This is a genomic window from Gilliamella sp. N-G2, assembly GCF_002142215.1.
Taxonomy (GTDB): Bacteria; Pseudomonadota; Gammaproteobacteria; order Enterobacterales; family Orbaceae; genus Gilliamella.
This window is the reverse complement of sequence record NZ_NAST01000011.1, coordinates 1-20,480: the sequence shown is the minus strand read 5'-3', so window position 1 is coordinate 20,480 and position 20,480 is coordinate 1. Positions and strand designations below refer to the sequence as shown.

Annotated in this window: 14 protein-coding genes and 1 pseudogene; 5 read left to right on the top strand and 10 right to left on the bottom strand. The window is 36.8% G+C overall.

The genetic code is table 11. From position 1 onward, the window contains the following. Nucleotides 1-18: 18 nt before the first annotated feature. Nucleotides 19-1,431 (bottom strand): APC family permease, encoded by a 1,413-nt coding sequence (locus B6C99_RS06565; RefSeq protein WP_086359115.1) that lies wholly within the window; start codon nt 1,429-1,431, stop codon nt 19-21. 55 nt (nt 1,432-1,486) lie between these two features. Then, the gene (lysA, locus tag B6C99_RS06560) at nt 1,487-2,884 is read right to left on the bottom strand and encodes a diaminopimelate decarboxylase (protein ID WP_034883145.1); all 1,398 of its coding nucleotides are present in this window, start codon (nt 2,882-2,884) and stop codon (nt 1,487-1,489) included. Between the two features lie 256 nt (nt 2,885-3,140). Here lysA and B6C99_RS06555 point away from each other — a divergent pair, with 256 nt between their 5' ends. Further along, complete coding sequence (locus B6C99_RS06555) at nt 3,141-4,562, top strand: sigma-54-dependent Fis family transcriptional regulator (RefSeq protein ID WP_173795336.1); 1,422 nt, start codon at nt 3,141-3,143, stop codon at nt 4,560-4,562. On the opposite strand, the gene B6C99_RS06550 is transcribed toward B6C99_RS06555, so the two are convergent. Continuing rightward, complete coding sequence (locus tag B6C99_RS06550; RefSeq protein WP_086359113.1) at nt 4,559-5,743, bottom strand: NAD(P)/FAD-dependent oxidoreductase; 1,185 nt, start codon at nt 5,741-5,743, stop codon at nt 4,559-4,561. The two genes, B6C99_RS06555 and B6C99_RS06550, sit on opposite strands and share 4 nt — an antisense overlap. 394 nt (nt 5,744-6,137) lie before the next feature. Here B6C99_RS06550 and gltB point away from each other — a divergent pair, with 394 nt between their 5' ends. Together gltB and B6C99_RS06540 are read left to right on the top strand one after the other, a co-directional pair. Further along, nucleotides 6,138-10,595: a glutamate synthase large subunit gene (gltB, locus tag B6C99_RS06545; RefSeq protein WP_086359112.1), complete on the top strand. Its 4,458-nt coding sequence runs from the start codon at nt 6,138-6,140 to the stop codon at nt 10,593-10,595. 14 nt (nt 10,596-10,609) lie between these two features. Then, nucleotides 10,610-12,022, top strand: a complete 1,413-nt coding sequence (locus B6C99_RS06540) for an FAD-dependent oxidoreductase (RefSeq protein ID WP_086359111.1) — start codon at nt 10,610-10,612, stop codon at nt 12,020-12,022. 113 nt (nt 12,023-12,135) lie between these two features. On the opposite strand, the gene B6C99_RS06535 is transcribed toward B6C99_RS06540, so the two are convergent. The 4 genes from B6C99_RS06535 to mazG form a co-directional block, all read right to left on the bottom strand. Further along, entirely contained in the window at nt 12,136-12,666 is a 531-nt protein-coding gene (locus B6C99_RS06535) for a hypothetical protein (RefSeq protein WP_086359110.1), read from the bottom strand. Nucleotides 12,667-12,687: 21 nt separating this feature from the next. Next, a complete protein-coding gene (locus B6C99_RS06530) occupies nt 12,688-13,380 on the bottom strand; it encodes a glutathione S-transferase (protein WP_086359109.1) in 693 nt (230 codons plus the stop codon). A gap of 89 nt (nt 13,381-13,469) precedes the next feature. Then, nucleotides 13,470-13,910 carry a hypothetical protein gene (locus tag B6C99_RS06525; RefSeq protein ID WP_086359108.1) on the bottom strand — a complete coding sequence of 147 codons (441 nt, stop codon included), beginning with the start codon at nt 13,908-13,910 and terminating at the stop codon, nt 13,470-13,472. Further along, nucleotides 13,903-14,700, bottom strand: coding sequence for a nucleoside triphosphate pyrophosphohydrolase (gene mazG, locus B6C99_RS06520; RefSeq protein ID WP_086359173.1), 798 nt, complete (start codon nt 14,698-14,700; stop codon nt 13,903-13,905). The genes B6C99_RS06525 and mazG overlap by 8 nt, the downstream gene beginning before the upstream one ends. Before the next feature lie 228 nt (nt 14,701-14,928). Between mazG and B6C99_RS06515 the strand changes: the two genes are divergently transcribed. Together B6C99_RS06515 and B6C99_RS06510 are read left to right on the top strand one after the other, a co-directional pair. Further along, nucleotides 14,929-16,932 carry an OPT family oligopeptide transporter gene (locus B6C99_RS06515; protein WP_086359107.1) on the top strand — a complete coding sequence of 668 codons (2,004 nt, stop codon included), beginning with the start codon at nt 14,929-14,931 and terminating at the stop codon, nt 16,930-16,932. 233 nt (nt 16,933-17,165) lie between these two features. After that, nucleotides 17,166-19,088, top strand: a complete 1,923-nt coding sequence (locus B6C99_RS06510) for an ABC transporter ATP-binding protein (protein ID WP_086359106.1) — start codon at nt 17,166-17,168, stop codon at nt 19,086-19,088. 97 nt (nt 19,089-19,185) lie between these two features. Here the strand turns inward: B6C99_RS06510 and nusG are convergent, their stop codons facing one another. The 3 genes and pseudogenes from nusG to B6C99_RS06495 form a co-directional block, all read right to left on the bottom strand. Next, nucleotides 19,186-19,731, bottom strand: coding sequence for a transcription termination/antitermination protein NusG (gene nusG, locus B6C99_RS06505; protein ID WP_065602493.1), 546 nt, complete (start codon nt 19,729-19,731; stop codon nt 19,186-19,188). Nucleotide 19,732: 1 nt separating this feature from the next. Then, nucleotides 19,733-20,134: a preprotein translocase subunit SecE gene (gene secE, locus B6C99_RS06500; RefSeq protein ID WP_086359105.1), complete on the bottom strand. Its 402-nt coding sequence runs from the start codon at nt 20,132-20,134 to the stop codon at nt 19,733-19,735. 134 nt (nt 20,135-20,268) lie between these two features. Further along, nucleotides 20,269-20,480: pseudogene (locus B6C99_RS06495) on the bottom strand (elongation factor Tu); the annotation flags it as partial.

The window sequence follows — 20,480 nt, the reverse complement described above, 5'->3', positions numbered from 1 at the left end:
AAATTACTCCTCTATATTTTATTGTTGTTGCAAGCGATTACGTTTTTGTGCGCGATGGTATATCCATTCAGCTAACACAATTGCAAGCACTGCACCACCAACAATTTTCGCGATGTACTCAACATATCCACCCATATCAATTTGTGCTGGTGGAATAAACACTAAGATCACCGCAAATAGCGTAGATAAGAAGCCTAAACCTGGTAAAACAATTGGTAATACTTTACCTGGGATCTTAAAGCTACGTGGTACATCTGGTTGAGTAATACGTAAGCGATAGTAAGCAATAAACATCACTAAATAAGGGATAAAGTAACAAATGGTTGTTAATGCAGTTAACATCCAATATGCAGCAGCAATACTTGGTGATACAAACGTTGAGAAACAAAGTACCGTTACAATGATTGCTTGGATAACTAAAGCAAATGCTGGTGTTTGATATACCGGATGTAAACGACCAATACGTTCACCAAGTAAATTATCTTCTTTTGATGCTTCTTGTAACATATAGATAGGACCAACTAACCATGAGTTAATTTGACCTAATGCACCAAAGAATAAACAGATTGCCATTACAGGTAATAACCAAGGCATATTTAATTCTTCAGCGGCTGCTTCCATCGCTTGCATTACACCGGCAACAATATCAGTATCAGCAGCTGGTAATAAAGTGTTAATTGCCCAAGTACCGATCATATAGATACCTACAATAACAATTGCAGATACTGCCATTGCTTTAGGGAAGTCTCGTTGTGGATCACGAGTACGACCAGCAATCATTGGTGCAACTTCAAGTCCAGCAAAAGCGAACATCATGCTTGATAAAAAGACAATAGTATCCCAGCTACTTAAATCCGGAATCCAATCACTAACATGACTATAATCAGTTGCCATTGGATGACCAGTCATTAACCAGACAATAGCTAATAACACGATAATAGCAGCAGGAATAAATACCCCTAACCAAGCACTAACACTGTTAATGATTTTAGTCCATTTCATCCCTTTGATATTCATTAATGTTAAGATCCAGAATACCACCATGGAGCCAACACCAATAAACACCTGATTTTGCGCTAATTCAGGACTAAACATGTAACCAATTGCCGTAAAGCCAAATTGCAACATTAATGGGAAGAAAAGTACGCATGAGAATAGGAAACAAACGACCACTATCCAGCCAACTCGTTTACCAAAAGCTTCTTTTACCCAAACAAATATCCCACCATCTTTTGGCCAACCAGTAGAAAGTTCACCACAAACCATAGCTAATGGGAAAAACAGACAAAATGCAGCAAGTAGCCAAAGCACCATTGCTGACGCTCCATAAGGAGCAACATTAGGAATTTGACGTAAACTTAGTATGGCAATAACATTCATAAACACAATGTCTTTAATACCAAGTAAACTTGAATCTTTAGAATCACTCATAAAATAACCTCACATTATAATATCTGGAGCACTAAGTGCCCCAGATAGCTCATGATTAATACACGTCGTATCCAACCATATCCTCGTAAGTGTCTTCACGGCGAATCAATCGGTCTTTGCCTTCTTTATCGATCATAACAACAGCTGTACGTGGACGATTGTTATAAACCGTTTGGCTTTCGATGGTATAAGCACCAGCATCAAGGAAAGCAATGATATCGCCAATTTGAGTGTCTTTAGGTAATAAGAATTCTTCACCTTTAACACCAACGTGGAAATAGTCACCACCATCACATAATGGACCAGCTAATTTAATGTACTCATCATGTTGTTCAGTAATTTTTGACGCATCATAAACATAGAAGAACCAATCAAAGTGTTGGCTGTCAGATAATACGCTATAACCCGCATCAACAAATTTCCATTCAACATGTTCTTCAATGTTACCGTCTAAATCGTAGTTAGTTTTACGTTTTTCACAAGCAACTTCAGTTAAAAGCACACCTGCTGAACCGGTAACTTTACGACCTGGTTCGATACAGATTTCAACGTCTGTACGCCATTTGTGAACTTCACTAATTACCGCATCAGCGAAATCTTGTGCAGTAATACCGGCATACATGTTGTCTTGTAATGGATTACCATTTTCATCATCGTATTTATAAGGAACTGGAATACCACCACCTACGTTGATTAAATCAAATTTAATGCCTAAAACTTCTTCTAAACGGCGTGATTCATCAACTAATACTTTGGTTGCTTTAGCAAATGGTTCTGCTTCAGGCACTTGGTCACCCACATGCATATGTAAACCACGTAAATGCACATAAGGCATTTCAAGAATACGACGACAAGTTTCTTCAGCTTGTTCTAAATCGATACCTGATTTAGCGTGGTAAGCAGTAACTAATTCTGCGTGAGTTGCTGATGGAACATTTGGTTCAACACGCACACAAACATTGGCTACTTTCTTTAAGCGACGTGAAATTTCATCGATGATATCTAATTCATATAAGCTATCAACGTTGATGATATAAAGATCGTTTTGGATTGCAAATTCTAAATCAACTGGTTTTTTAACCACACCGTTGAAAACAATTTGACTACCTGGAAAACCGATTTCTAAACATTTACGCACTTCAAACATTGAGTTCGCTTCTGCATAGATACCCGCATCTTTAATCGCTTTAAGAACACCCATTACTGAACAAGTTTTTGACGCATAGAAAATTTTAGTATTTGGATGAGCTTTAAACGAATCTTTGATTTCCTGAATATTACGGTCAATTTCTTTTTCAGAAAATACATAAAAAGGTGTTGGATATTTCTTGGCTAATTCTTCCAAATTCACACCGTCAAAACAAAGTTTACCGTCTTGCGCACTGAAACGGCGATCTTTTGTTATTAGATCGGTACGTAATTTGTTATAATTTGACATAATTGTGTCGGACATATGACCTCCAGTTAATTAGTACATAAAAAAAGGTAAGTAAAAAATTACTCACTTACAATGCAATCACCGTGCCAACTTAAAAAACAAACATAATCAATTAGTTAACTAAATAATTACAAATTTAATATTAGTCATTTAGTAAAAAATATGTTTTTATGACAAAAATTTGACACTATTTTTAGTAATACTTGAAAGATATTTAAATCAACGCTAGTTATACTTAACAAGAATCCAATTTTTAAAAGGCTTTAGAATCATGATAATTGATCCTGAATTATTACAAGCATTGGAAATATTTAAACATTTTTTTGATCTAATACATCAGCCAATGGCCATTATTGATAAAGAAGGTAAATACATTTACTACAATCAGGAAAGCGCAGAACTTGATGGCTATACAATGGAGCAAGCCATCGGTAAACCAATGCTTAAAGTTTACCCTAATTTGAAAAAAGAAGATAGTACTATGCTACAAGCTTTACAAGGTAAAGAATATCAAGATACCTATCAAACTTATTATAATCATGTGGGTAAATTGGTTGATTATCAACACACAACAGTACCGCTTTATAATCATAATAAAGAGATTATCGGTGCAGTCGAAATAGGTCGAAATATATCCAATGTTAGGCAGTTACAAGATCAAGTTTTTCGCCTTAATAGAAAATTATATCAGAATAAAGAACAACCACTGCCGGAAATCATTTTTGCTTCGAAAAAAATGCAAGAAGTTATCGATCAGACCAATATTCTAGGCAGTAATGATGTACCGGTATTAATTGTTGGTGAAACTGGTACTGGTAAAGAGCTATTTGCCAGATTAATTCATCAAACCAGCCATCGCCGCGATAAAGCGTTTATTTCACTTAACTGTAGTGCTTTACCAACCACCTTGATTGAAAGTACCTTATTTGGGACAGTTAAAGGGGCCTTTACCGGTGCTGAAAATCGCCAAGGTTATCTTGAACTGGCTAATGGAGGTACCTTGTTTCTTGATGAACTTAATGCAATGCCACTTGAAATGCAAAGTAAACTATTGCGCTTCTTACAAGAAAAAACTTATTGGCCGTTAGGCGGTAATAAAGAGCAACATGCCGATGTGCGAATTGTGGCGGCGATGAATGAATCACCGGTCGAATTGCTAAAATCCGGTAAAATGCGCAGTGACCTATTTTATCGATTAAATGTTGGTTTAATCAAACTACCTGCCCTCCGAGAAAGGCAAGAAGATATCCCGGTACTGGCACGATACTTTATCGATAAACATAAAACAGATGTCAACCTAGTGATCACCGGTATTAGTGAACATGCTTTACAACAACTTATGTCAGCACCTTGGCCGGGGAATGTACGGATGCTAGAGAATGCTATCGTCCGTAGTATGGTTTTACAAAATGAGCCTGGAGAATTACAACAAATTGTTCTTGATGAAGAGTTATTTGATCTTCCAAGCCCTTTTCCACAAGAAGAAGCTAAGCTTGAAAAGCCAAATATTAAAGAGATAACCGGCAATCTAACCGAACAAGTTGAAAACTATGAAAAGCAAATTATTGTTGATGCATTAAATCAAGCCAACGGTAAAATTATTACAGCGGCAAAATTACTTAATGTTTCGCGCACCACATTACAATATAAGGTGAAGAAATATAATATACAAATGGGAGTAATTGATAGTTAATCACCAAAAGCTTGGGCGCAGGCAAATGCACTGCTCCAAGCCCATTGGAAATTATAACCACCAAGCCAACCGGCCACATCTACAACTTCACCAATAAAGTAGAGATTAGGCTGATTTTTTACCGCCATCGTCTTTGAGGATAATGCATCACAACTTACCCCACCTAAGGTCACCTCTGCCGTACGATAACCTTCAGTTCCATTTGGTGTCACGCTCCATGTTGTTAAGGTCTGATACAGTGCTTGTTGCTCAGTAGGCGTTAACTGTTTAACCGTTGTATCAACGATCAAATTTAGTTGCATTAACGCTTCAATTAACCGTTTAGGTAATATCTGCGCTAAACAATTTTTAAGACTTTGATTGCGATTATTATCTAACAAAGGCTTAAAATCTTCCTCAAAAGCAACGTCAGGCAATAAATTGATCGTTATTGCTTCACCTGCTTGCCAATAACTGGAGATTTGTAAAATGGCTGGTCCAGATAATCCTCGATGAGTAAATAGTAAGTTTTCTTTAAAACTGATACGTTTATTAGATACTTCAATTAGTAGTGCGATTCCTGATAACGAAGATAATACTGTTAACAACGGTTTATGTAAGGTAAATGGCACCAATCCGGCTTTTACAGGGACAACTGGAATAGCAAATTTTTCAGCAATTTTATAGCCAATTGCTGTCATACCAAGTGCGGGCATAGATTGCCCACCGGTTGCAACAATTAAGTGATCCGTTTGCAAGTAACCTTTGGAAGTGTGTAATTTAAAACCCTGCTCCGCTAATACTACATCCTCAAGTTGTGTTTGTAACATAAAGTTAACTTGCCCTTTTTGGCACTCTTGGCTAAGCATATCGACAATATCTTGCGCTGAATTATCACAAAATAACTGACCATGATCTTTTTCATGGTAGCCAATATGATATTGATTAACTAGCTGGATAAAATCCCATTGAGTATAGCGCTTTAACGCTGACTTGCAAAAATGACGATTTTGAGAAATATAATGGGTAGATTCAACATTTAGGTTAGTAAAATTACATTTACCACCGCCAGACATTAAAATTTTGCGACCCAATTTTTTACCGTTATCAATGACAGTCACATCATAACCTTTTTGCCCTAATAATCCGGCACAAAAAAGCCCCGCAGCACCAGCACCGATAATTGTAATTTTAGTTTGCATATTTAATCTAATACCCATAATAAAGATGGCGTATTATAGCAATATAACAGTTACGATTCTAATGCCGCTATTTTTGAAAAATGTGTAAAAATCGTCAATTTTTATACTCAAAAAACTTATTCCGCAACTTTTTTTAATCAGATATTAATTCTTATTATGAAAAATTTTTAAAATTAAATGACCTTAATTTTAAATAAAATTTAAAACTAATAAAAACAATTGGTTAATATAAGATATAAGCTTCATTAATATACATGTGTTATGTGATTAAAATATTGACTTATAAGTAATATTTATTTGACCAAAAACCTATTTTTAATTACCTTCACACCTATTATGGGATTAATGCCTATATCTTTTCAAAAAAGAATAACAATGAATTAGAGGCAATGATATGTTATACAACCAGCAGCATGAAAAAGATAACTGCGGATTTGGTTTAATTGCTCATATTGAAGGGCAACCAAGTCATAAAGTAGTGCGTACTGCAATTCACGGGCTTGCTCGCATGCAACACCGTGGCGCCATATTATCGGATGGTAAAACCGGTGATGGCTGTGGTCTTTTATTACAAAAACCAGACCGATTTTTCCGACTAGTTGCCGAGGACGCAGGTTGGCGTTTAGCCGCTAATTATGCCGTTGGCATGCTATTTTTAAGTCAAGATGAAGCCGAAGCGCAAGCTAGTCGTGAAATTGTTGAAGAAGAGCTAGCGGAAGAAACCTTATATGTATTAGGTTGGCGTGAAGTGCCAATCGATAAGAGTGTTCTAGGTGAAATCGCCCTCTCATCACTACCAAGAATTGAACAAGTATTTGTCAATGCTCCGGCGGGTTGGACCAAAATCGATTTAGAACGCCGTCTATATATGGTGCGCCGACGTATAGAAAAACGTGTACAAGATGATACGTTTTATGTCTGTAGTTTTTCAAATCAGGTTAATATCTATAAAGGCTTATGTATGCCGAAGGATTTACCTCGATTCTATTTAGATTTAGCTGATATTCGGATGGAAACCGCAATCTGTTTATTCCATCAACGTTTTTCAACCAATACCGTACCGCGTTGGCCACTTGCACAACCATTTAGACATTTAGCCCATAATGGTGAGATCAATACTATTGAAGGTAATCGGCAATGGGCAAAAGCGCGATCTTACAAATTTAAAACACCATTGATTCCAGATCTACAAGATGCGGCACCGTTTGTTAATGTCACCGGTTCTGATTCAAGCTCACTAGATAATATGCTGGAACTATTTTTAGTTGGTGGTATGGATATTGTCCGTGCGATGCGTTTACTAGTGCCACCAGCATGGCAAAACAATCCAGATATGAATGAGGATTTACGAGCTTTCTTTGATTTTAACTCCATGCATATGGAACCATGGGACGGGCCTGCTGGTATCGTTATGTCAGATGGTCGTTATGCTGCGTGTAACTTAGACCGTAATGGTTTACGTCCCGCTCGTTATGTTATTACTACAGATAAACTCATCACTTGTGCTTCAGAAATCGGTATTTGGGACTATCAACCAGATGAAGTCGTCACCAAAGGGCGCGTTGGTCCGGGCGAATTACTGGTAATTGATACTGAAGAAGGTCGCATTTTACAATCTTCAGAAACCGATAATGATTTACAAAAACGTCATCCATATAAAGAATGGATGACTAAAAATGTAAAACGTTTGATCCCATTTGAAGATCTTCCTGATGATGATATCGGTTCTCGTGATTATGATGATACATTACTTGCAACTTACCAAAAACAATTTGGTTATAGTGCCGAAGAGCTCGACCAATGTATTCGAGTTCTAGGTGAAAACGGTCAAGAAGCAACTGGCTCAATGGGTGATGATACACCGTTTGCAGTATTATCTAGTCGTCCGCGCTTAATTTATGATTACTTCCGACAAAAATTTGCTCAGGTAACTAATCCACCTATCGATCCATTGCGTGAAGCGCACGTCATGTCGCTTTCAACCAGCATTGGTCGTGAAATGAATGTATTTGCCGAAGCTGAAGGCCAAGCGCATCGGGTTGCCTTTAAATATCCGGTATTAGTTCATTCGGATTTTAAACAGTTAACAACCTTAGAATCTCGTTACTACAAATCAGAAACACTGGATATCACTTATGAGATTGACGGTAGTTTACGTGATGCAATTGAACAATTATGTGGTGATGCCGAAGCGAAAGTTCGTGAGGGAACGGTATTACTCATTTTATCCGATAGAAATATTGCACCTGATCGCCTGCCAATTCCGGCACCAATGGCAGTTGGTGCGGTACAACAACGTTTAGTAGAAAAAAGTTTACGCTGTGATGCCAACATCATTGTTGAAACCGCAAGCTGTCGCGATCCGCATCAGTTTGCCGTCCTATTAGGCTTTGGAGCGACGGCAATCTATCCATATTTAGCCTATGAAACCCTAGCTAAAATGGTAGATAATGGAACTGTGAATAAGTCTTATCGAGAAGCAATTCTTAATTATCGCAATGGTATTAATAAAGGCTTATACAAAATCATGTCCAAAATGGGCATTTCAACAGTTGCCTCTTACCGTTGTTCTAAACTATTTGAGGCCGTAGGTCTAAATGAAGAAGTGGTTGAACTTTGCTTCCAAGGAGTAACTAGCCGTATTAGTGGTGCCAATTTTGATGATTTCGCTCAAGATCAGTTCAATCTTTCTAAGAAAGCATGGCTACGGCGTAAACCATTAGAACAAGGTGGCTTGTTGAAATTTGTGCATGGCGGTGAATACCATGCTTATAATCCTGATGTAGTACAATCACTACAAAAAGCGGTAAATAATGGTAATTATGAAGATTATAAGCGCTATGTAGATATCGTAAATAATCGACCAACTGCAACCTTGCGAGATCTGTTAAAACTCAATCCACCTGAAAACGCAGCTATCGCACTTGATCAGGTGGAACCAGAAGAGTCATTATTTAAACGATTTGACTCGGCAGCTATGTCAATTGGTGCATTAAGTCCAGAAGCGCATGAATCATTAGCCGAAGCCATGAACACCTTAGGTGGCTTTTCTAACTCAGGTGAAGGAGGAGAAGATCCAGCTCGTTATAACACCATCAAAGTATCACGTATTAAACAAGTTGCCTCTGGCCGATTTGGTGTAACACCAGGTTATTTAATGAGTGCTGATGTTATTCAAATTAAAGTCGCTCAAGGTGCAAAACCGGGCGAAGGTGGTCAATTACCTGGCGATAAAGTCACCCCTTATATTGCAAAATTACGTTTTTCTGTACCGGGTGTAACATTAATTTCACCGCCACCACATCATGATATCTATTCAATTGAAGACTTGGCGCAATTGATTTTTGACTTAAAACAGATTAATCCAACCGCAATGATTTCGGTTAAGTTGGTTTCTGAACCAGGAGTAGGTACTATCGCAACCGGTGTTGCCAAAGCCTATGCTGATTTAATCACTATTTCAGGTTACGATGGCGGTACTGGAGCCAGTCCGTTAACTTCGGTTAAATATGCAGGATCACCATGGGAACTAGGTTTAGTTGAGACCCAACAATCATTGGTCGCTAATGGTTTACGCCATAAAATACGTTTGCAAGTAGATGGTGGCTTAAAAACCGGTGCCGATATTGTGAAAGCCGCAATTTTAGGTGCTGAAAGCTTTGGCTTTGGTACCGGGCCAATGGTTGCCCTAGGTTGTAAATACTTACGTATTTGTCACCTGAATAACTGTGCGACCGGTGTTGCTACTCAAGATGAGAAACTGCGTAGTGAGCATTATCATGGTCTTCCAGAAAAAGCCATGAACTACTTCCATTTTCTTGCTCGTAATACGCGAGAAGTTATGGCAGAACTTGGCGTTTGCCGAATTGTTGATTTAATCGGTCGTACCGATCTGCTTATTGAGCTTGATGGTATTACCGCAAAACAGCAAAAACTGGATTTATCTGGCTTGCTTAAAACCGCATCGCCGGTTGAAGGTAAACCTGTACACTGTATTGAAGATAACAAACCATTTGATAAAGGCGTGCTTAATAAAGAGATCATCACCCAAGCGCAAGACACGGTGGATAATCGTCAAAGTAAAAGTTTCTACTTTGATATTCAAAATACTGATCGCTCTGTTGGTACTACCTTATCTGGTTATATAGCTAAAAAATATGGTGATCAAGGCTTAGTTACCTCACCTATTTCATTGAATTTCAATGGTACCGCAGGTCAAAGCTTTGGTGTATGGAATGCAGGTGGTGTTGATTTAACGCTTACTGGCGATGCCAACGACTATGTTGGTAAAGGCATGGCTGGTGGTCGCATTGTGATTCGCCCACCGCAAGGCTCGGCATTTTTAAGTCATGAAGCGACCATTGTCGGTAATACCTGTTTATACGGCGCAACAGGTGGTAAATTATTTGCCGCTGGCCGAGCTGGCGAACGTTTTGCCGTGCGTAACTCAGGTGCCATTAGTGTGGTTGAAGGCATTGGTGATAATGGCTGTGAATATATGACAGGTGGTATTGTCTGTGTGTTAGGTAAAACTGGCGTTAACTTCGGTGCTGGTATGACCGGTGGTTTTGCTTATATTTTAGATACCGATGGCGATTTACATAAGCGTATTAATAAAGAGTTGGTCGAAATGTTAAATGTGGCCGACTACTCGATCCATGAGGAGCACTTACGAGGTTTAATCATGGAACACGCTCAGTTAACTCACTCATCTTGGGCTGAAGAGATATTAGCTAACTGGGAAGGCTTTGCCAAACAATTTGTCTTAGTTAAACCAAAATCTAGTGATGTTAAAGCATTGTTAGGTCACCGTAGCCGCTCATCAGCAGAGCTTCGCGTGCAAGCACAGTAAGGGGAGAACACGATATGAGTCAGAATGTTTATCAGTTTATCGATTTACAACGTGTTGATCCGCCTAAAAAATCGCTAAACGTTCGTAAAATTGAATTTGTTGAAATTTATGAGGGATTTTCCGCCTCACAATCACAAGCTCAGGCAGATCGTTGCCTTGCTTGTGGTAACCCTTATTGTGAATGGCGCTGTCCGGTACATAACTATATTCCAAATTGGTTAAAATTAATCAATGAAGGCAAAATTTTAGAAGCGGTTGAGCTATCTCACCAAACCAATAGTTTACCAGAGGTGTGTGGTCGAGTTTGTCCACAAGATCGTCTTTGTGAAGGTTCTTGTACTTTGAATGCTGAATTTGGTGCGGTAACTATTGGTAGTATTGAGCGTTATATTACTGATGAAGCCTTTAAAATGGGATGGAGACCAAATCTCTCTAACGTGGAAAAAACCGGGTTGAAAGTCGCAATTATTGGTGCTGGCCCCGCCGGTTTGGCTTGTGCTGATGTTTTAGTACGTAATGGTGTCACCCCTGTCGTTTTTGATCGCCATCCTGAAATTGGTGGTTTATTAACATTTGGTATTCCAGCCTTCAAATTAGATAAAGAGGTCTTAGTTCATCGTAGACATGTCTTTAGCGAAATGGGCGTTGAGTTCCGCCTTAATACTGAAGTGGGTAAAACAGTACAATTAGCCGATCTTTTTGCTGAATTTGCTGCCGTTTTTGTTGGTGCTGGAACTTATCAATCAATGCGTGCCGGGCTTGAAAATGAAGATGCTGATGGTGTCTATGATGCATTACCATTTTTAATTGCTAATACTAAACATATTATGCAGCACCAACAAACTGACGATGCGCCTTATGTAGATATGAAAAATAAACGTGTCGTGGTATTAGGCGGTGGTGATACTGCTATGGACTGCGTAAGAACTTCTATCCGTCAAGGTGCTACTGAAGTGACGTGTGCATATCGCCGTGATGAAGCTAATATGCCTGGTTCTAAACGTGAAGTTAAAAATGCCAAAGAAGAAGGCGCGCAGTTCCAATTCAATGTACAACCGCTGAGCATTGAAATTAACAATGTAGGGCATGTTACTGGCGTAAAAATGGTAAGAACAGAGCTTGGCGAACCAGATGCGAAAGGTCGTCGCTCACCAGTGATTGTCGAAGGTTCAGAATTTGTGCTTCCGGCTGATGCGGTAGTTATGGCATTTGGTTTTAAACCACATGCTATGCCATGGTTAGCTGAGCATGGTGTTGATTTTGATGATAGAGGTAGAATAATAGCACCAGAAATCAAAGGATACCAAACTACCAATGCCAAAATCTTTGCTGGTGGTGATGCGGTACGCGGTTCTGATTTAGTCGTTACGGCAATTAGTGAAGGGCGTAAAGCTGCTGAAGGAATCTTGGATTACTTAGAAGTGTAATCACTAATCATTGTTTAAAAAATCAAACCCGCTTCAATACAAGCGGGTTTTTTAATGGCAAAGAAATTTATTTCAGTGATAGTTCAGTTTCGACAATAAAATAGATATCACTTTTAAGACAGCTCTGCATCCACTATGACTTGTTCATTGCCAGTTTCGTCAATTAATATAATTGATAACCAGTCAATGCCGTCACAAAGTAGTTGTTGCCAAGCTATTTTTCGCCCATCAAGCAATATTACATTACCTTGTTCATCAAACTCATAAAGTTCTTTTTCTGAATCATAGTCAATACTATAACCAATTGTTAATTTTATTTTTGACGATGGAACATTAAATTTTTCAAGTAATCTATTAGCTTTTTCTTCATCAGAATGACTATCACAAAACATTGCGTTATAACCATGTTCAGTTTCATCAAATAGTAATATTTCTTCTTTACTGTTAGTAGATTTTGCAACAATTTTAATATTTGCGAAAGACGGTTCTACTCCTGTAATATAACCATTTTCTAATTCACCATAATAATAGATGTCAAACCATTGCTCTTTAGTTGATGACTGAAGAGAAAAAGATGTTACCCCATTGGACTCATCTTCGATAATGTCCATAGCATATTGAGTTAGATGGGATGGTATTTTCATATTATTTCCAGCAATGCTTAATTATCTGTGTATACGATAAGGTTCATCCATGGCTACAAAAGATTGTTCTTGCAATGCATCTGCTATCCAATCTTTCACACCTTTAGTGTTACAAATAGTATCAATATAATCGCTGAGAACTGAACTTGTTGCTATATGATAATTTTTTAGTCTTAGACATAAAGGGGCATAAAATCCATCGGCTATACTAAAATTACCAAACAAATAGTCACAATTTGATTTTTTCGAGGTTAATAATGAGGATAGCAAATCATCTAAAAACATGATTTCTTTTTTTACCTCTAAATGGTCTCGTAATATTATTTGCCCTATTTGAGGAAACTCAGCTTCAATATTCATCGGCAAATAACTTCGAATAGCTTGAAATCCAGAATGCATTTTAGCCACTAAACTTCGAGCAATTGCTCTTTTTTTGGGGTCAGCCGGCCATAAAGCTAGGTCGTGATGCTTTTCAGCTAAATATTCACAAATAGCTAAAGAGTCACTTATCACTAAATCTGCATCAATTAGGATAGGTACAGTGCCATATTTTGAAACAGAGCACATTGTCCTTTTAAACAAAGAATCATCATTAAAACTATCAAATTTAACAAGCTTTTCGTTAAAAGGAATATCAAAATATTTCATCACAACCCAAGGACGCATAGACCATGTTGAATAGTTTTTATTGCCAATATAAAGTGTATAGTTCATACTTAGAACTCCTTTTAACAAAATTTATTAAAGTCGGAAAACTTATCTGTTTAGCAACTTTTTTTAATTATATTTATTGCAAATATGATTTATAGATAAACTAAATTGGTACCTTTTTCTGGTTGGAAAACTGCTTTGCCAAATTCATCTAGAAAATAAGCGATATGATCAGTTTTATCGCCTAATAAACGCCCTTTTACTTTATTCCATGTTAATAATGCTATGGTCGAATCAGGTTCACAGCAAATTAACATTGGTTGTTCTAATTCTTGATTCCAATAAAACTGACCACCATATAATTTATGTGCAGTTAATAATAAATAACAGCCATATTCTTGTGAAATCATATTGAGTTGTTCTTCAGGAAGACCAAAGCTTTTATCTGCCATTTCACCAATAATCATTTCAACAACAGAAATACTCTTTTCCGAGTAATCTAATTGATTAATACTCCACGTTGGGCTATGTAAAATAGCATTTTGAGACCAAGCCTCTATTTCTTGATATAATTCATTTTTTTGTTCAGTCATTTTTATTTACTTCGCTAGATAATTTTTCTGTTTGCTTGACAATTTGCCATGCATCTTCCATTTCTTCAAGTGTTGCATCAACTAAATTGCGATTTTTTTGCTTTAGTAGCAATTCAACTTGTTTAAATCGCCTAATAAACTTGTTATTAGCATTTTGTAAGCATAATTCTGATTTAACTTTTAGATGTCTTGCCAAATTGACGGTAGCAAACAACAGGTCGCCCATTTCTTCTGCAACTTTTGATTTCTCAATAGTTGATTGTGCTAATTCTTGTTCAACTTCATTAAGTTCTTCTTTAACTTTAGCTATAACTGGTTGTAGTTCAGTCCAATCAAATCCAACTGATGCACAACGTTTTTGAATTTTTTCAGCCTTCATTAATGCTGGAATTGCGGTCGGGATATCATCTAATAGCGAATATTGTGCTCGCTTATCGCGTTCTTGTTGTTTAAGTTGTTCCCAATTCGGTTTAATAGTCGTATTATTAGAAAAAACATGCGGATGACGACTGACCAGCTTATCAGCAACAGTTCGACAAATATCATCAAAATTAAAAAAACCTTGTTCACTTGCTAAATCCGCATAAAAAACAATCTGAAACAGTAAGTCGCCCAATTCACTTTTAAGTTCAACCATATCTTGTTTATCAATTGCATCTAAGACTTCATAAGTCTCTTCTAAAGTATAGGATTTTAACGAGTCAAAAGTTTGTTTACTATCCCATTCGCAACCTTTAATAGGATTGCGTAATTGTTTAGTAATCGCTTGTAGACGTTCTAATTGGTTCACAATATCTCTCACAAAGTAATAATCATTAACTGACATTGTAATAGTTTCAAAAAGAAATGGTAATTCTTTAAGAACTAAATAGTAAACATTCAAAATATATTAAGAAATGTTTTTATTTAAAAACAACCATCAAAAACAAAAAAACAACATCAATTCGTAGTTTTACACGCAAATTAATCTGATTAAGTATATAATACGCTTAAATTCAACTGAAATTACATTAAAAACATGAGTAAACTACGAGAACTTACATTTAGAGGGATTATTCTTGGTGCATTAATAACAATTATTTTTACCGCATCAAATGTTTATCTTGGCTTAAAAGTCGGCTTAACTTTTTCATCTGCAATTCCTGCAGCAGTCATTTCTATGGCGATTTTACGCCTTTTTCCGGATTCAACCATTTTAGAAAATAATATGGTACAAACACAAGCTTCAGCAGCGGGAACTTTATCTTCAATTATTTTTGTTATACCTGGTTTATTAATGATGGGATATTGGCATGATTTCCCATTTTGGTTAACCTTTGCGGTATGTTTGGCTGGCGGTATGTTAGGGGTGTTGTTTTCTATACCGCTTCGACATGTTATGGTGGTAAAAAGTAATTTACCTTATCCTGAGGGGGTTGCTGCAGCTGAAATATTAAAAGCCGGATCAAAAACTGAAGGCAATGACGCTAATGATGGACTAAAAGATATTTTATTTGGCGGCGTAATTGCCTCTACAGTCAGTTTATTTACTAATGGGTTTAAATTACTCTCTGGGAGTTCAGCTTATTGGTTCACGGCAGGCAAATCAATAATCCAAATTCCTTTAGGTTTTTCTTTGGCCCTACTTAGTGCCGGTTATTTGATCGGTATTATCTCAGGTATTGCAATATTGGTAGGTATGGTTATTGCTTGGGTATTTGGTATACCTATTTTAACTGCCATCATTGGTTATGATACAAGTTTACCGTTATCTCAAGTTGCCATGCAATTTTGGGACAGTGATATCCGTTTTATTGGTGCTGGAACCATTGCTATTTCAGCTGTTTGGACTTTATTTTCATTAATCAAACCTGTTATCGAGGGGTTGAAAATTTCTTTTAAGACCTTACGTTCAGATGTATCGATACAAGACATCCCCACCATAGAACGCGATTTGTCTCCAAAGTGGATCTTTTCAATTATGACGGCAATGTTAGTAATTTTAGTGGCGACTTTTTACTCATTTATTGCAGATAGTGGCTTATCAAGTGGTGTAGCATGGTCATTAGTTGCTTGTGCAGTGTTATTCTCTTTTATTATGGGATTTTTAGTTGCTGCTGCTTGCGGATATATGGCCGGTTTAGTTGGTTCATCTGCAAGCCCGATGTCTGGCATTGCAATAGTTGCTGTTATTGTTGTTTCACTTATCTTATTAGGACTAGGTGAAATAAATGGTATGTTATCAACAACTGAAGGATCGAAGTTTGCCACAGCATTAGCCCTATTTACCACTAGTACGGTTTTGGCTATAGCTTGTATATCCAATGATAATTTGCAAGATTTAAAAACCGGTCATTTAGTCAATGCAACCCCATGGAAACAACAAGTTGCTTTATTAATTGGTTGTTTTGTTGGTGCTTTAGTTATAGCACCTATTTTAGAAACGTTATACCATGCCTATGGCTTTACTGGTGCGACTCCTCGTAATGATATGGATCTTACGCAAGTATTAGCTGCGCCTCAAGCATCGTTAATGACAACTATTGCCCGAGGTATCTTTTCGCATCAACTTGATTGGACAATGATTTTTATTGGTTTAGTATTAGGAACCATAATTATCATCTCTGATTTAATTTTAGCAAAACGTCATTCGAAATTTAGATTACCAGCGCTCGCTGTCGGATTAGGAATTTATCTACCACCGAGTGTCACCACACCGATTTTTGTCGGTACATTATTATCTTGGATTATTAAACGTTATACTTATGCTAATGCTAAGAGGCATAATCTCGATCCGAAAGTACAATTTAAAAAAGTGGATCGCAAAGCCGCTTTAATTGCATCAGGCTTAATCGTTGGTGAAAGTCTAATTGGGGTTATCTTAGCTGTAGTAATTGTAATCAGTATAACTAATGGTGGCAGCGATGCGCCACTGGCAATACTTTATAACCTAGGAAATATACCGCAATATTTAGGTTTGTTTGTATTTATCTTTATCTGTTGGCTTTTTATTCGCCGAGCATTGTTGGCGATAAAAAAATAAAATTTAAGTGATATTAATATGAATAGATAGTTATTATACTGAATTTAAGTAAGATTTTATTAAATAAATTAATGAAAAATTAATCTTATTTTTCCATTATCCTCATTGTTATAAATCCATCATCAATTTTCGATAGTAATACAATGGGGATAAATCACCTGCAAAACGTTTTGCATAAAGTTCTTTTTTTGTTAGCATAACACATTTTATATTGAATCATAGGTGACTTCGTCATGATAGTGTTTGATTCTATCCAAATTCGTAGAGGTATTAATCTACTTTTAGATAATGCCTCTGCAACAATAAATCCTAAACAGAAAGTTGGATTAGTCGGTAAAAATGGCTGTGGTAAGTCCACACTTTTTTCTTTAATTAAAGGTGAAATTCAAACAGATGCTGGCAGTGTTTCTATTCCTGCCCAATGGCAATTAGCATGGGTAAACCAAGAAACTCCAGCATTAGATACACCGGCTATCGAATATGTTATTGATGGTGATCGAGAGTTTCGAAAATTAGAGCAAGATCTAGAGATTGCTTACGAAAAAAATAACGGTGAGCAAATTGCGCTTATTCATGAAAAACTTGATAACATTGATGCTTGGACTATCCGCTCTCGAGCGGCAACATTATTGCATGGTTTAGGTTTTTCTAATGAACAATTAACGCTACCGGTTAAATCCTACTCTGGTGGTTGGCGTATGCGACTTAATCTAGCACAAGCGTTAATGTGTCGTTCTGATTTACTGCTTCTTGATGAACCAACTAACCATCTTGATTTAGACGCAGTGATGTGGTTAGAAAAATGGTTAAGTAATTATCAAGGTACACTTATTTTAATCTCTCATGACCGTGATTTCTTAGATCCATTGGTTAATAAAATCATTCATATTGAACAGAAGAAATTATTTGAATACACCGGTAACTATTCATCATTTGAGACACAGCGCTCGGCAAAACTGGCACAACAACAATCCATGTATGAAAGTCAGCAACTTAAAGTTGCTCATTTGCAAAGCTATATCGATCGTTTTAGGGCTAAAGCAACCAAAGCAAAACAGGCTCAAAGTCGAATAAAAATGTTAGAAAGAATGGAACTGATTGCTCCAGCTCATGTTGACAATCCTTTTCATTTTAAATTTCGACGACCAGAATTCTTACCTAGTCCATTATTAACCATGGAAAATATCGTTGCTGGGTATGGTGATAAAGTTGTGTTAGAACAGATTAAACTTAATTTAGTACCTGGCTCACGTATCGGTTTGTTAGGTCGTAACGGTGCTGGTAAATCAACACTGATTAAACTGCTAGCTGGTGAATTACCTCCTATGCAAGGGCAGATTAGTTTAGCTAAAGGGGTACAATTAGGCTATTTTGCGCAACACCAATTAGAATACTTACGGGCTGATGAATCAGCTTTATGGCATTTAAAACAACTTGCAGAACCAAAGAATACCGAACAAGAATTACGTAATTATTTGGGAGGATTTGATTTTCATGGTGATAAAGTTAGTGAGCCAGTAAAAACATTTTCTGGCGGCGAAAAGGCTCGATTAGTTTTAGCGTTAATTGTTTGGCAAAAACCAAATCTACTGTTACTCGATGAACCAACAAACCATTTAGATTTAGACATGCGACAAGCATTGACTGAAGCGTTAATTGATTTTGAAGGTGCTTTAGTTGTGGTTTCCCATGATAGACATTTATTGCGGTCAACAACAGATGAATTTTACTTGGTGCATAACCATAAAGTTGAACCTTTTAATGGTGATCTTGATGACTATCATAAATGGTTGACCGATGAGCAAAAGGCTGAAAATCAACCGCAAGAAAAAGATAAACCAGTAAAAAAAGAAGTGTTGCCTAAAGTTTCTGCACAAGAACGTAAAGAACAGAAACGAAAAGATGCAGAAGCCAGAGCACAATTGCAGCTACTTAAAAAGCAGTTACAAAAAGAAGAGAAAATTATTGCACGATTAAATGATCAATTAAAAATTATTGAAAAGCAATTAGCGGATCCCGATCTTTACGGTTCAGATAAAAAAGCAGAACTAACGCAATTGCTACTCAATCAAAGTAATTTAAAAATAGAATTAGATGAAGCAGAGTCAAATTGGTTTGATTTACAACAACAGTTAGAAGAATTTGAAGCTGAGTAATCATAACTTCAAAAAAATTTATTTGTTTAAAACAAAAAACACAGAGCTTATGCTCTGTGTTTTTCTATAAATATTGTACAGTAAAACAGTTAAGTTTTTAGCTTTTTTCTACTTGGCTAAAATCAAGTTCAACTGGAGTAGAACGACCAAAAATAGAAACCGATACTTTTAAGCGACTTTTTTCGTAATCTACTTCTTCAACTACACCATTAAAGTCAGCAAATGGCCCTTCATTAACGCGCACAAGTTCACCTGGCTCAAATAATGTTTTAGGACGCGGTTTATCACCAACTTGCTGTAGACGATTCATAATTGCATCAACTTCACGTTGGCTAATTGGCGCTGGTCTATCTGATGTCCCACCAATGAATCCCATTGTTCTTGGTACACTTTTAACTAAATGCCAAGTTGCATCGTTCATCATCATTTCAACTAAAACATAACCTGGGAAAAATTTACGTTCGCTTTTACGGCGCTGTCCACTTTTCATTTCAACAACTTCTTCGGTTGGTACTAAAACTTCCCCAAAAGAATCTTCCATATTATGTAATTTAATATATTCACGTAATGATTGTGCAACACGTGCTTCATAGCCAGAATAAGCTTGGATCACATACCAGCGTTTTTGTTGTGTTTCACTCATATTAACGCCCTATTGAAGTTAAATAAAAGATGATTGAACGGAACAAAGAATCCATTCCCCAAAGCGCAGTACCAACAATAACGGTAATAACAGCGATTAATAAAGTTGTTTGTACAGTTTCTTTACGAGTAGGCCATACAACTTTTCGGAGTTCTTTTCGTGATTCTTGCAGAAAAGCTATAAACGATTTCCCTTTAGCGGTTGTAAATGCAATAAATAAGGTTAAAAGCGAAACCACAACAACTGCAATAATTCGAACGATCGCATTTGGTTGATATATATCATTAGGTAAAGAGAAATAAGAATTTCCCCAAACAATTAACGCAATTAATACTAGAACCAAAACCCATTTAAATTTGTCTAGAACAGTGCTTGTATCTTGACTCTCGTTACTTACTAGCATATAAAACCTATGATTATGTTATTTATAATATTATCCATTTTCCAAAATGCTCTTTCTCTAAAAACATTTTGCTAAACAGACTAGGTAAGAAAGGGTATCAAAAGATACCCTTTCTATGATCGCGATTGCTGAAATTATTTAATAACTTTAGCAACAACACCAGCACCAACAGTACGACCACCTTCACGGATAGCGAAACGTAAACCGTCTGCCATTGCAATTGGGTGAATTAATGATACTGTCATTTTGATGTTATCACCTGGCATTACCATTTCTACGCCTTCTGGTAATTCAATAGTACCTGTTACGTCTGTTGTACGGAAGTAGAACTGTGGACGGTAACCTT